We start from the raw sequence: 14,208 nt of genomic DNA, 5'->3' as shown, positions 1-14,208 counted from the left end.
ATCGCCGTCTCCATTTCTCGAATCCTCTCTTTCTTCAGACCCTCGGCGTCCGCTCGAACTTCGTTCTAAAGCAAATAAATTCTCCTCTCAAGCTCATTCCACATCCGGGACAAATGTGTGTACAGAACGTAGTTGTCTGGACGTTCAGAAAGGATGAGAGACATGCGCCGATTTCACCTGTTCTCTAGGACTCGAGATGTTTTCTGTGCGCCGAATTGTCGCTGGTGGCTGGTGTGTGGTCTGACGTTAGTGGTGGTCGTGGGGCTGGGTTGGCCTTCGACCAGTCAGGCGAGCAACCGAATGTCCCTGATCCCGTATGGAGACCCTGGCCGAGTGAGTTCGGGATTGGACTATACATGTGCGGTGCGTGTAGACGGGAGTGTGCGCTGTTGGGGGGGCAATGGGCAAGGTCAGGCTTGGCCCCCTAAGGACTTGCGTCCGGTGTCCCGAGTGAGTGCGGGGGAAGCACTTACGTGTGCCGTACAAGTTAATGGGCTCGTGCGCTGTTGGGGCAGAAATGGGCAAGAGGAAGTCGCGCCGCCGGAAGAATTGGGTTTGGTCGTGAGTGTAAGTGTCGGTGGGGGACATGTCTGTGCCTTGCAAGCAGGAGGAGTGGTGCGGTGTTGGGGAGACAATCGCGATGGGCAAGCCACACCACCTGGAGGTCTGAAGCCTGTGGTTGAGGTCAGCGTAGGCTGGAGGCACAGCTGTGTGCTGCAGGCGGATGGTGTGGTGCGGTGTTGGGGGCGAAACGAACGCGGGCAAGCGACGCCACCAAAAAATCTTGGGTTTGTCGTGGGACTTAGTGCGGGCTATGCCCACAACTGTGTGGTTCAGGTGAGTGGGACTGTGCGTTGCTGGGGATACAACAGTGAAGGTCGGGCCACGCCACCCAGAGGAATGAGTCGAATTGTGGAAGTAAGTGCGGGCCGGTCGCATAGCTGCGCGCGGCGCATGAATGGTGTGGTGCGCTGCTGGGGGTACAATGGTGATGGCCGGGCGACGCCGCCGAGAGATCTCGAACCGGTAGTGGGCGTGAGCTCGGGGCGGGCGCATAGTTGTGCACGGCAAGCCAATGGCGTGGTACGGTGTTGGGGGCAGAATTTGCAAGGGCAAACAATGCCACCCGAGGATGTGGTGAAGCGATTAGAAAATGTCGCGGTGAGACCAGTGGCACCTATCGTGACAGTTGGAGGTACGCAACTGTTTCGCGCAGTGGCCACCTTCAACGACAATTCCTTACAGAGGTTAAACGTCGGTTTGCCACTGGTCGCGCAATTGGTGGACATCTCATCTGGTGAAGGCTGTGCGATACAGGCTAATGGGCAGGTACGCTGTTGGAAGTATCACTCATTTCAAGAGCTTCCGGAAGAGTTGCGAGTTCCAGAATATTTAGAGCCGGTCGTTGACTTGTGGGAGGGACTAGGTAGGGACTGCGCGTTGCAAGCGAATAGCGTGGTGCGATGCTGGGGATCTGAAGGTAATCCTGAGGCGACGCCGCCGACATTTCGCGGCCAGGTGTTGAGCTTGAGCTTAGGGCGTTCAGAATGTGCTCTCGTGGAGGGTGGGAAGGTGAGGTGTGGGGTAATGGCACCTATTCCCCCGGGGAACCTGCGTCCATCGGTGAGACTGGATGCCAATGCCATTCATAGCTGCGCAGTACAAGCCAATGGGCGGGTGAGCTGCTGGGGAAATAGATATAGTAGACGCGAGTATTTTGTTCCGCCGGATGATCTCGGGCTAGTGGTGAGCGTGAGCGGGAGTGATTTCCATTACTGTGCGGTGCAAGCGGATGGGCAGGTACGCTGTTGGGGAGAAAATACAGCTGGCCAGGGCACACCGCCTGAGGATCTGGGGCCGGTGGTCATGGTGAGCGCGGGGTGGACATATACCTGTGCGGTGCGGGCAGGAGGAACGGTGCAGTGCTGGGGAAATACCCCTTTTGATCAAGACCCGCCCGATGATTTAGGGCCTGTGCGAATGGTGAGAGCATTGGTCAATCGTACTTGTGCCCTGTTGGCGGATGGACGGGTTCGATGTTGGGGTCACCGTAATTTAATTGCTTTACCCATAGATCGACTAATGTGGGGCAGCAGTTTCGCAGATGTGGCTAAGGTAGGAAAAGGAGGCTTTGCGACGGGGCTGGCACCCGGCATCACGGATATCTCAGCAACACTCTTGGGCATCACAGGCCAAACTCATCTGATCGTCGAAGTGCCCTAGGATGAGAGCAATTTCTCATCTTAGAAATTTTCCAGTTGTGCAAATGTAGGGTGATCTCAAAAGCTTGACAGCCAAAGATCGGCGCGTCATTCGCGTCCATATCAAAACGGATGTGCTGCAGGGCCTAGAACGGCTGGAGCAAGCGATCGAAGCCAGTATGTGTGTGGGCAAGCATTAAAAATTGCTTCTCCTCTAGATCACTGATAATCTGAACGAAGGCAAGCTAAGGCAACCAGTGTGCTTCGCAGGGAAGCGAACGTCATGGTTGAACGTCACAGCCTTCTCTCCATTTCTCGATTCCTACCTTTCCTCAGACCCTTGAGGTCCAGTTTAGTTTTGCTCCCCAACGAACGATTGCCTCTTTCAAACTCATTCTACGACGGCCAAGAACGTTCTTGCATGATGTTGTATGCATGACGTTCAGAAAGGATGACGGACATGCGATCTTATCTGTCCTCTAGGTCTCCATATGGGTCCCAGCAACCAGTCTGGAGTCGTTGGCTCTTGTGTGGTCTCACGGTAGTGTTCATAGTGGGGATGGGGCTCGGTAGTCCTTCAGCCAGCCAAGCTAGTAATCGGATGGCCCTAACTCCGTATGGAGACAGTGGTCGGGTTAGTGCAGGGTTGGATTATACCTGTGCGGTACGAGCGGATGGGCGGGTGCGCTGTCAGGGCGAGAATGGGCAAGGTCAAGCCACGCCGCCCGGGAATTTGCGTCCAGTAGTGGCGGTGAGTGCAGGAGCAGCGCTGACCTGTGCGGTACAGGTGACTGGGGTGGTGCGGTGTTGGGGAAAGAATAACTTTAGGCAAGCGACGCCGCCGACAGATCTGGGACCAGTGGTGAGTGTGAGCACCGGGGGGTTCCATGGCTGTGCGGTGCAGGTGAATGGTGTCGTGCGGTGTTGGGGGGATAATCGGTTTGACCGGGCCACGCCGCCAGGGGATTTATTGCCAGTCGTTCAGGTCAGTGTGGGACATGCACATGGCTGTGTGGTGCAAGCGAATGGACTCGTGCGGTGCTGGGGGAGGAATACGCATGGGCAAGCGACGCCGCCGGCGGATCTGGGGCCGGTGGTGGGCGTAAGTGCGGGGTTTGCCCATAGCTGTGCGGTGCAAGTAGGAGGGGCAGTGCGCTGTTGGGGCACCAACGGCGCAGCAGGCCTGGCGACACCGCCGGGGGATCTGGGGCCAGTGCTGGAGGTCAGTGCCGGATGGTCGCATAGCTGTGTCGTGCAGGTGGGAGGAACCGTGCGGTGTTGGGGGAATAATCGGTTTGGCCGGGCGACGCCGCCTGGGAATCTGGGACCGTTGGTGGGCGTGAGTGCGGGGTTGTTGCATAGTTGTGCACGGCAAGCGGATGGGGTCCAGCGTTGTTGGGGAAACAATGATCACGAGCAGGCCTCGCCGTCGGTGGACATGGTAAAGAGGTTAGAGCGTGTGGCGGTGACGCCAGTAGCGCCCACGGTGCCGATTGGTAGCATGCAACTCTTTCGGGCGACGGGCACGTTCAATGACCAATCCACACAGGCGTTACACATGGGCCTGCCGCTCATTGCGCACACCGTGAGTGGGGGGGGGACACACAGTTGCGCGGTGCAAGCAAACGGGGTGATCCGCTGTTGGGGGAACAATTTCAAAGGCCGTGCCACGCCGCCCAGGGATTTAGGCTTGATGGTTGGGGTGAGTGCAGGGAGATTCAATAGCTGTGCGGTGCAAGTGAATGGGATGGTGCGGTGTTGGGGGGATAATCAGTTTGACCAGCTCATTCCTCCGGTGGATCTAGTTCAAGGAGTGAAGGTGAGTGTGGGAATTCTTTTCGCCTGTGCGGTGCAAGTGGATGGGGTGGTGCGTTGTTGGGGAGATAATCGTTATGGTCGAGCCACGCCGCCGGTAGATCTGGGTCCGGCGGTGCAAGTAAATATGGGAAATGTTCATGGCTGTGCGGTGCAAGCGGATGGGCGGGTGCGTTGCTGGGGGGATAATCGTTATGGTCAAGCCACGCCGCCAGATAATTTTGGCTTGATCGTGAGGGTGAGTGGAGGACGTGGTTTTAGCTGTGGACTTCAAGCGAATGGGGTGGTGCGGTGCTGGGGAAAAAATAATTATGGGCAAGCCACGCCGCCAGGGGATCTGGGGCCTGTGGTGGGTGTGAGTGCAGGGTTTGATCATAGTTGTGCGCTGCAAGTGGGTGGGGTGGTGCGGTGCTGGGGGAGAAATAATTATGGGCAAGCCATGCCGCCGGGAAATATGGGCTTTGCGGTTGGGATAAACATGGGGGAAGACCATAGTTGCGTGGTGCAGGTGAGCGGGCAGGTGCGTTGCTGGGGGAGTAATTTTTTTAACCGAGCTACACCCCCCTTAGATCGACCAGTGTGGGGAAGTAGTCTATGGGAGGTAGCCTCCGTGAATGTTTTTGGCCAGGCCAAGGGGAAAATGTCAGGCGTGACCGATATCTCGGCGACACTCTTTGGTGTCACAGGGCTCACACATCTGATCGTCGAGTGAGCGAACGATGGGTGTGAATGGGCCCAAGAATTTATGATTCCCTGAAATATATGTCCGGTGTTATTCGTTGTTGATATTGGCGTGCCCACGTTGTTTCTTTGCCTTACTTTCAGAAAGGATGACTGCCATGAATAGATTTCATCTGCCTATAAATACTCGACATGGTCACGGGCCGCATGTCTGGAGTCGCTGGATCGTGTGCGGTCTGACGTTAGTGGTGGTGTTGATGGTGGGGCTCAGTAGTCTATCTGTTAGCCATGGGGCGAGTCGCACGGCCCATGCTCCATATGGCGACCGCGGTCGGGTGAGCGCGGGGTTGGACTACACCTGTGCGGCGCGGGTGGATGGAAGCGTACGATGTTGGGGGGGAGATGGGCATGGACAATCCAGGCCGCCTAAGAATTTGGCTCCAGTGCGACGAGTGAGTACGGGAGAAGCGCTGACGTGTGCGGTGCAGGTGGATGGGGTGGTGCAGTGTTGGGGAAGGAATACGCATGGGCAGGCGGTGCCTCCAACAGATTTGGGGCCGGTGATGTGGGTGAGTATAGGAGGGTTCCATAGCTGTGCGGTGCAAGTGGGAGGAGTGGTGCGTTGCTGGGGGGACAATCGCGATGGGCAAGCGACGCCACCTGGAGATATACTGCCAGCAGTCCGAGTAAGTGTGGGGCATGCCCATAGTTGTGCGCTGCAAGCTAATGGCCTGGTGCGCTGCTGGGGGAGAAACGAACATGGGCAAGCCACCCCGCCAGAGAATCTCGGTCTTGTGGTAGGGCTGAGCGCCGGGTATGCCCATACCTGTGCAGTGCAGGTGGGCGGGACGGTGCGTTGCTGGGGGTACAATAGTGAAGGCCGGGCGAAGCCTCCTCAAGGTCTGAGTCAGGTGCTTGAGGTGAGTGCGGGACGCTCACACAGTTGTGCGCGGCGAGCAAATGGGGCGGTGCACTGTTGGGGGTATGATGGCGATGGCCGAGCGACGCCACCAGCAGATCTCGGGCCAGTGGTGGGGGTCAGTGCGGGCCGAGCGCATAGCTGTGCCCAGCAAGCGAATGGAGAGGTGCGGTGCTGGGGTGAGAATTTGCAAGGCCAAACGATGGCCCCCGTGGACGTAGTGAAGAGGTTAGAAACTGTGGCCGTACGACCCGTGGCGCCAATCGTAACGATCGAAGGCACGCAACTCTTTCGGGCGGTGGGTACGTTCAATGACCAGTCCATACAGAATTTGAGCTCGGGGCTGCCGCTGGGTGCTGTAAGTGTTTGGCAGCATGATGATACTAACTGTGTGGTGCGGGACAATGGGCGGGTTCGTTGCTTGGGATTTTATGATTCCCAACCCACGCCCACTGCCAGGCTGCCAGAGGATCTAGGTCCGGTCGTTCGAGTGAGCCTGGGCAGTTCTTTTCTGGGCAGTTCTTTTAGTTCTTTTGGCTGTGCGTTGCAAGCCAATGGCGTGGTGCGCTGCTGGGACCGAAACGAACGCAGGCAAGCCACCACCCCGCCAGAGAATCTCGGTCTTGTGGTAGGTCTGAGCGCCGAGGGTGACCATAGCTGTGCGGTCCAAGTAGGTGGGACTGTGCGCTGCTGGGGAGACAATTCCTTTGGCCAAGCTACGCCACCGGGGGATATGCTTCCGGTCATTCAGGTGAGTGTGGGGAGTCAGCATACATGTGTGCTGCAAGCCAATGGGCGGGTTCGCTGCTGGGGAAGGAATGATATTGGGCAAGCCACACCACCGGGGGACATGCTTCCCGTCATTCAGGTGAGTGCGGAGAGTCTGTATACATGTGTGGTGCAAGTCAATGGGCGGGTTCGCTGCTGGGGGCATAACTTTTCTGACCAAATTACGCTTCCCGATGATTTAGGTCCGGTTGTGATGCTGAGTACAGACACGGGATATGGCTGTGCGGTGCAAGTGAGTGGGGTGGTGCGTTGTTGGGGAGGCTATTCTACCACTCCACCGGAGGGTCTGGGACCGGCCGTGGAGGTGAGCACGGGGTCTGATAAAACCTGTGTGATGCAAGGGAATGGCGTGGTGTACTGCTGGCACCATGCTGGGATTTATAACGGTGTTCTTACACCAATTGTTGACCGACCGGTGTGGGCAAGTAGTCTGCCGGAGGTGGGTATAGTGGGGAAGGGTGGCTTTGCCACGGGGCTGACGCAGGGGGTTACGGATATCTCGGCCACGCTCTTGGATGTCACAGGCCAGACACATTTAATTGTGGAAGCGCCTTAAGGATAAGAGAAATTCCTAACTTCGGAACCCCAGGTGTGGGGAAGGATTGGTGGTTTAAAGAAATTGACGGCCAAAGTTGGGTAAATGATTCGAGTTCATCTCGGGGAATGTGCAAAAGTGCATAGAACGGCTAGAGCAAGCCGTCGACGTCAGACTCTGTGTAGGGGGAATCCTAGCCGTTTACGTGTACCCATGGTGAAGGAAAAGAACGCCTGCGCGTCTTCATTTCAAAAGTTTCCGGGTATCAAGATGGATAAAATGCGCGCCTCGTTCTTTGACTCGCTTGACCATGTCTTCCGTGCCGCCGGCATCGTCCCCAGGCTCTCCATTCCACAGTGCGAGCAAGGTCAGATTGTTTTGTGAAATCGCGAGGGCATTGTGGAGCATCCACAGATTGGACCGCTGCCAAATATTGTAGTCCTTCTTTGCTCGGAGCCAGCGCGGTAGTTCGTTGAAATCTGAGAGCATTTCTATTGACTGTGTTTTAAGGAGAGCATTGAACCGTTCAACCCATTGCGGTCCAGCATCTGCGACGGAAGCTTTCATGTACGCGTTCTGTGGTATGGCCAGATAAATTTGAGAGGGAATGTCGAGTTCTTTGCATACTTCATGAAAGAGGATATCTCCACCTGATGCACACCCAGATATTCCAAGAAACGTGCCCTTGTTTTTCTCTTTCTCCTTCATTAACGCCTCTTTAATCATGGCTCGACCTTGAGCTTCTTTCTCTCTTGGGAAGCGAGGACTCTTTCGACCTTCAGCGTCAATACGATGTCCGGTAAATAAGATGACATGGGGAACATCTTCAGTTATTGGACTGTGCTCCTTCTCTTTCATGATGCTCTCCATGGCCGCCTGTGTATTTTCTTTCAAAATGCCAAGACGCTTATACAGTAGGGCCTGACTGCGTGCAGCGCTGCGGGCAAAATCTGGAGCATTGGCAAGGGCTTTCTGATAGGCCCGCCCAACACGGCTGGGTTTTGGCGAAGTGAGCAGTGTTAGATCTGCAAAACTAATTTCTGCCCAGAGATCAGTTTCTGTCTCACGCGCGAGCGCTGTTTGTTTCGATTCAATCGCTAGTTGAACCCCGGCGCCGAGATCATGCCGGAGTGCTTGAAGTTTCTTGAGCTTTAATGCTGCCTCATCCGCGGTATCGAAGTCATCTTCCCATACTGATACTTGAGCGGTGGCAAGTTCGGTAATGATGGTGAGCATCGCGAGCGCATTTAATCCTGAATAAAAATGGTTCCGGTCTTCGATAAACCCCTCGTTATAGAGTTTGAACGATCTGTGGAGATGTGGTGACGCAAGGGCTGCTTTTTGAATGGCCTCTATACCTTCTGTTTCTTGCCAATCCTTATCCCAGAGGATTTTCGCGTTTCGTCCTCTAAGAGCCAAAATCTCTGCACGGTCTGCTGCATGTTCCTTCCCAGAAATAGCAGCATTCTCAAGAGCTCGTTTCAGAGCCTGGTCCGACTGTACGAGATTGCCTTGCCGTTGAAAGATTGTTCCAAGTAGGGTATTGGCTTGCAAATCCATATCATCATATTTTCGGATGGTTTCCCATGTTATCTTTGCACCTATCCAATCTTTCAGTGCAAATTGAGCTTCCCCAATAAGTCGTAGGCCTGTGGTTTTCCAGGCGAACCCATCGACTTCTGCCGCTAAGAGTTGAAGATTTCCAAGGCTCTTCAAATATTGGGCTTGCTCGACTTCTTCTCTGAATTCCGTCGGAACAACTAGAAACTTCGTATGGTCGGTGGGTTCGAGACCGGGGAGTAGCTGAAAGACGGGACTATCCTGCGCTTGTGAATCCCACGTAGCCTTAAGCGCATTCACTAAGGTCTCGAGACTTGCAGTCGGATCATCTGCATCATATAGCATATACCGATCTGTCTTTAGATCAAAGGGGACATCATCTCCTTTCGACTTGAGAAGAAACGTACGTTTATCCCGAAAAGCATGGCGAATTCCTAATTCATAGAATGCATTGGCATTGTGAATCGAGATATCTGCAATGACGATATCCGCGATAAGAAGCTGTTCGAACATGTCCGTACGTATGTTGCCTTGTTGAATGAATTCGCCTGTCGTGCCGCCAGAATAACCAGACTTTTGAAGAGCTGGACGAATAAGTTCTTGGTCGACGCGATCAAAGTTAATCCCGTTTTTTGTGCCAAATGGACGGACGATGAAAGCATGCATACCGTAATTTCCTCCTACTTAGATGAACGTCCCGAAATGTTCGATGGCGATCTCCTCGCCAACCTTCTTCCCAACACGTCGAAGGTCGGGTATGAATTCGACCGAATCCAGCTTCTGAACATGCTTTGGTTGGATATCCGGCAGGCCCAATGCCTCGAGTCCCGGTTGGCTGAGTTCCGCATTGTACCGGGCATAGAGGAAGCGCCGGCCTTGATCGTTTGAAAGCGGGATGGCTGTTCCTGTCGTATCGCGTGGCACCATATCGCCTAGTTCACGATCGATTGGCGCTCCATGCACACACCGGCCCACCAATCGGCAATTCGTGTCTTGGTCAACCATCGCGCCGTACATGAGCGCTCCGGGAATCCCCGACACGTTGGTGATGAGCCCGTGATCAGGGTCGTCTACGTCTTCATCTTCCGTCGCTGCGGCCCCAGTTCCGACGGACATGATCAGCAGTTTGTCTTCACCCGAAGCCCAATTGAGTCGATAACCCGCTTCGGTCGCCATGCGATACATGAGAAAGGCGGGATTGTTATAGGGTGTCATTCCCCCATCGACGAAGACAAAGGACTTGCTGTCGTCATTCGGATCCCATTGAATGACTTCAGGCGGAAAATACACGGGGGCAGCCGTACTTGCTCGGACGATTTGCCACAATGGAATATTCAGATTGCAGTCAGGACGAGATGTATCATTATATTTGGCTAGCGGGTTACTGCTCATGGGCCAGGGAGAATCTGTCGTCCGGTTTCGCATCACGGTGAGGAGCAAGCATTCGAGGTCATCTGGTTTCAAGGTTGTTAATTCTCCAAAGGTTTTTTGAAGTATTTGCTTGAGAGGGTCCGCTTTGTACAGGGCTTTCCAGCGTTTTAAAAGAAACTGCTTTTCAAACATGGCCGGTCCGGTTTCTTGATAAAAGCTGAGCAGCTCCGCGACCGACATGCCTCTGGCTAATCCGGCGGCGATGATCGCCCCAGTGCTGGTTCCTCCGATGAAATCGAAGAAATGGCACAGTCTGAAATTTGAGCCAGCGCCTTTCGCTTGCGCCAGGAGCCGTTCCATGTTTGCGAGAATTTCCAGCGTGAGAATGCCACGGATGCCTCCACCGTCAAGGGCTAGCATTGTGTGTTGCTGATCTTCCTTGCCTTCATACCGAGACGCGAGTGTTCCCCACATTGTCATGTCGACCTCCTGGTGATGAAATATAATAACAAGGCCAAGGCCATAGATGAGAATTCTGTTAAAAGGAATGCTTATAGACGTTTCACATAACTTTAGCTGGTTGAAACGTTGTCCAGCGCTGGGCTATAGCCGATTCACTGACCTTCTGTACCCTTGAAGCGTTTGACGCCGCGTTGAAAGTCCTTAGAACTTAACTTGACCGAATTGAGCTTCGCTATAGGTGTACAAGAGTTGTGTCTTAAAAAGAGATTCAATTGTCTAGGCCACGCGGGTTCGTTGAGGTTGAACTCCCGACGTGGGCATGATCAGTTCATCGAGCCGTCTTTTCAGTATACCTCTGAATTTTCGTACGTTAAGGTTTCCTCGTGTATTGCGGGGGACGAGGATCGTTCGTTCGGGACGCAAATCAAACGGTGCCGGGGTGCCGCCAGGCTCTCGTATCGGAAGCCAATCAGCCGGAAAGTCTACGTTATTGACGCTGCGGCTGTGAAGCATGCCTGCTTCGAAGATGACATTGGGATTATCTTGAAAGGTTCGCCGGCCATTGGTTCCTTGAATTTCTTCAGAAAAATAACAGATGCCAAATCGGCACTTGCTGAGCATCCGGAGCAAGTGCGCATTGATATTTCCCGGTTGATGTTCGTCTTTCCAAAAGACCAGTTCAAAGGCATCTTTGTAGTCTTCTTGGATCGTTTTCTTGATCATGTCTATTACTCGAGAGTCGGCACGATCTGAGGACGCTAAGAAAATTTTGGGTTGCGTCAGTACCGGTAAGGGTTTTTGAAGGTATGTCTGAAGTTGTTTGCATGCCTCCCGGGTTTGCTCCATGCGTTTTCGAAACTGCAGGTTGGCGATGTAGACGTTGCACATGGCCGTTGCGATGGTCTGAAGTTCGTCCTTGGCCATGCTCGTGGCTTCTAAGCGTTTAGAGGTTTCAAACGAATGGACTCCGTAGTTTATGCCGTCCCGGCGGAGTGGAATGAGGATCGTCGTTTGCAATGGGACATCACGTAGCTCTTGGTCATTGGTTTTCCAATAGGGAGGAAGATGGGATTCTCCCGACCATAAATCCTGGTAGCGTCGGGACATTCGCAGGTCGGGGTGCTTGCGGTCCAGGCTCACGACCCAAAGCGGCGCGGTTTTTTCGTAGGCGAGACCGGCAAGGCTTGAGCACCGGCCTTTAAGGTCGCGCACAGGAATTGATTGAAATGTTGAGTTTCTGGCTAGTCCTAAGGGATAGAGAATTTTTTGACTTGCGTATTCTCCTTCAATAAATAGGCGATCAACGTCGATTTCTAGCACTTTCTTTGTATAATTCAAGACCAGTTCGCGAAATCGTGAAAAGGTAGCATCGTCGATGAGTTCGCAGGAATACGAAAAGTGTAGTAGGGTTTTTCCGAATGTGTAATCCATGATTGCTCCCCTTTGTATCTCAACCCGAATTGTGTGTTTGCCCTTTGGTTGAACGTGCTAGCCCGGTCGGTGCCGGTATATCAATCGGTTCAATCATGAACGTCGCGTCACCGTGATTGTTCTTGTAAAACATTTGCCATGGTTCTGGGCCAGGCAGAATGGCATCGTTGATGAACAAAAAGAGTTCTCCGTCACGTCGAGCTTTGAGTTCTGTGGTGAGCGTGGATGTCTGATTGTTGACGTCATCGGATAGCGTCGTAGAAGGCGGCGCTGTTGGGTACAGCGGGTACTCGTCGCTCCCTTGACTGCCAATCCGTGCGATGGGCTTGAACCACGGTTCACCAAGGTGGCGGCGCAAGAGAAGTCCCGCATACATCGAACGTGTCATCTTCTCCCACGTAAATCCATTCAGGTCTGTTGGAATGCCATTATCATTCCAGGGTGTTTGCTCGTTCATAGAGAGGGTGAGCCGATAGCGTTGGCCTGCCTTGAGCTGAATGCCACTGGCCCAGCATAAGGAATTTGTTGAAAACCCCTCTGCGTTAATTTCTTCTGAGGCAATCCGCGACTCTTGTGTTTCCTTGCAAACCAGCCCACCCGAGTTCATCATCGAGAATATGATTTGACTGGTACCTTGGAAGATGAGGATCACAGAGGCCAGTCCGGCGGCAAACGGCAGTACCCGTTGTTTCATGAGTTTGAAAAACGCTTGATACAGCCAATGCGTTCGAAATCGATAGATGATGTCATTGGGAAGGGTACTCTTAGGAGTTGAAGGTGCTGTGGGATGCGTGAATGGCTTCCATAGGGTTCGCATGTGATCCGTGATGGAAACCTGAATGCGGCATCCAATGTAGATAAGGACGATGAGTAGAAGTACGAGGCCACTCAATGTGCCGGGATGGCTTTTGAACGCTTCGAGCCAGGGGCTCAACAGGTCGGGAAGAAAGATACCAATTCCGGAAATGATGGGGGAAATCGCGCAAAGGGCTCCTGTACAGGCTTCAGTTGGCGGTCTGTAGAGTGGGAAGGCTAGAAGTCCACCGACGACCATCACTGAGGCAAAATAGGCTATGCGTTTCCACCACACCAGATTCCACACGGATTCCTGCCCTTGGGTTCGGGATTGAGCCGTTGAGACGTGCTCGATCAGTTTTGATGGCGTTTCGTCTTGCACGGGTTGATCGATGATCTGTCCATCGGATTGCACAATGGCATACCGTGCTGGAAGTCCGATAGGCGCATACCCATCGACTCCTGCACGAATTCGTTGGATAACGCTTTCGTGAATTTTCGGACGCGCAATTCTGATGGGATCATTGCGATCATCATCGTTATTAGTCAGACATTCCATCTTCCTCGGCAAGTATCGATACGCTCCACCCAACCCCTGTCTGGCATCGTAGATTTTTCCCAGAGGATTGGCTTTTTCTAAAATCCGTTCATAGTCATGTTTTTTAAACCGAAGGTTTGTTCGTTCAGCTTCCCGCATCATCCATGCAAGAGAGACGTAGGATAACCCGTCATCAGGGTATCCGCCCCCAACATTCGTATGCGCTCCGGCGAACCAGACTTGAGTCACGCGTTCATCTTCGATGTGTTGGGCATGGATGCGTCCGTTGTCGGTCTCTTCATGTTCGCTCAGCAGTTGAGGATGAAAAGAGTTTCGCTCATCGTCGAGTGCGAGGGCATGACAGGCGCGATGCACGTTCTTGTCAAGGATGTGTTTCGGTCGTATTGGAAACACGGCATTCCATGCACGAGTCAATTCATCGATGGGCAATCCATAGGCCGAAACCGTGTCCCACAATCCAAGGAAGGTAATGTGAGGTCCGAGTACAGTGTCTGGCGTTGGATATGATTCTCCAAGAGCGTCTGCTGCTGTGCTTAATCCTATGAGCCTGAATAGAGATTTTAGTTTATTTTTGTAGTGTCCTCGCCGGCACAGGCGTCTGTGTTTGTTGAAGGTATCGGTGGCGAGCTTCTGGAGTTCTCGCGTGTTCTGAGCGGTCACAAGACCTTGACATCGAACGAGCTCGGACAGCACGCGGATTGTAAACGCTCCTCGGCTAAAACCAAAACAATAAATCTGATCGCCAGTGTTGTAGTTCCGTGAGAGAAAGGTGTAGAGGTCGATCACGTTGCGTTTCAGTCCCCATCCGAAAGCTCCGCCAAGTAAGGCTAGCGGCTTAAACGCCGAAGTGCCGACGCCATCATCGTAATAGGTAATCTGCGTGGGTAAATCGGGAGAGGAATCATCTGAGTCTGAAAGGTCCAAGGCTTGATAGAGCCGCCAGACGTTTGTTTTAAAGAGCTTGGCTGAGCTATTTCCGGTCCCGTCTGAGAATAAGACAATGTGTTTGCTCATGGTCATCCTCGCTCTGTGTCTGTGGCCTGAAAGTCCTGCGTGCTTGTTAATTATTGAGAAGTGCAATAAAGATTCC

General features: G+C 53.4%; 7 protein-coding genes. 3 read left to right on the top strand and 4 right to left on the bottom strand.

What is annotated here, in order from left to right:
- The first annotated feature begins 162 nt into the window (after positions 1-162).
- The 3 genes from ACWHX8_RS15220 (at position 163) to ACWHX8_RS15210 (ending at position 6,961) form a co-directional block, all read left to right on the top strand.
- Positions 163-2,223 (top strand): RCC1 domain-containing protein, encoded by a 2,061-nt coding sequence (locus ACWHX8_RS15220; RefSeq protein ID WP_447968983.1) that lies wholly within the window; start codon positions 163-165, stop codon positions 2,221-2,223.
- A gap of 438 nt (positions 2,224-2,661) precedes the next feature.
- Complete coding sequence (locus ACWHX8_RS15215; protein WP_447968982.1) at positions 2,662-4,728, top strand: RCC1 domain-containing protein; 2,067 nt, start codon at positions 2,662-2,664, stop codon at positions 4,726-4,728.
- 127 nt (positions 4,729-4,855) lie between these two features.
- Complete coding sequence (locus ACWHX8_RS15210) at positions 4,856-6,961, top strand: RCC1 domain-containing protein (RefSeq protein WP_447968981.1); 2,106 nt, start codon at positions 4,856-4,858, stop codon at positions 6,959-6,961.
- A gap of 222 nt (positions 6,962-7,183) precedes the next feature.
- Here ACWHX8_RS15210 and ACWHX8_RS15205 read toward each other — a convergent pair whose 3' ends face one another.
- The 4 genes from ACWHX8_RS15205 to ACWHX8_RS15190 all read right to left on the bottom strand — a co-directional run bounded on the left by ACWHX8_RS15205 (position 7,184) and on the right by ACWHX8_RS15190 (position 14,132).
- A complete protein-coding gene (locus ACWHX8_RS15205) occupies positions 7,184-9,166 on the bottom strand; it encodes a tetratricopeptide repeat-containing protein (RefSeq protein WP_447968980.1) in 1,983 nt (660 codons plus the stop codon).
- A gap of 18 nt (positions 9,167-9,184) precedes the next feature.
- The gene (locus ACWHX8_RS15200) at positions 9,185-10,351 is read right to left on the bottom strand and encodes a patatin-like phospholipase family protein (protein WP_447968979.1); all 1,167 of its coding nucleotides are present in this window, start codon (positions 10,349-10,351) and stop codon (positions 9,185-9,187) included.
- 258 nt (positions 10,352-10,609) lie between these two features.
- Complete coding sequence (locus ACWHX8_RS15195) at positions 10,610-11,764, bottom strand: TIR domain-containing protein (RefSeq protein ID WP_447968978.1); 1,155 nt, start codon at positions 11,762-11,764, stop codon at positions 10,610-10,612.
- Between the two features lie 19 nt (positions 11,765-11,783).
- Positions 11,784-14,132 (bottom strand): DUF2235 domain-containing protein, encoded by a 2,349-nt coding sequence (locus tag ACWHX8_RS15190; protein ID WP_447968977.1) that lies wholly within the window; start codon positions 14,130-14,132, stop codon positions 11,784-11,786.
- Positions 14,133-14,208 lie beyond the last annotated feature (76 nt).

The sequence above is a fragment of the Nitrospira sp. M1 genome (assembly GCF_965152605.1).
Note: the sequence above shows the minus strand (reverse complement) of the source record. Positions and strands in the feature narration are given on the sequence as shown.

What these genes read in the sequence shown, in the direction of transcription:
- ACWHX8_RS15205 (WP_447968980.1), bottom strand. Translation starts at nt 9,166, where the DNA reads ATGCATGCTTTCATCGTCCGTCCATTTGGCACAAAAAACGGGATTAAC.
- ACWHX8_RS15210 (WP_447968981.1), top strand. Translation starts at nt 4,856, where the DNA reads ATGAATAGATTTCATCTGCCTATAAATACTCGACATGGTCACGGGCCG.
- ACWHX8_RS15190 (WP_447968977.1), bottom strand. Translation starts at nt 14,132, where the DNA reads ATGAGCAAACACATTGTCTTATTCTCAGACGGGACCGGAAATAGCTCA.
- ACWHX8_RS15195 (WP_447968978.1), bottom strand. Translation starts at nt 11,764, where the DNA reads ATGGATTACACATTCGGAAAAACCCTACTACACTTTTCGTATTCCTGC.
- ACWHX8_RS15215 (WP_447968982.1), top strand. Translation starts at nt 2,662, where the DNA reads ATGCGATCTTATCTGTCCTCTAGGTCTCCATATGGGTCCCAGCAACCA.
- ACWHX8_RS15220 (WP_447968983.1), top strand. Translation starts at nt 163, where the DNA reads ATGCGCCGATTTCACCTGTTCTCTAGGACTCGAGATGTTTTCTGTGCG.
- ACWHX8_RS15200 (WP_447968979.1), bottom strand. Translation starts at nt 10,351, where the DNA reads ATGACAATGTGGGGAACACTCGCGTCTCGGTATGAAGGCAAGGAAGAT.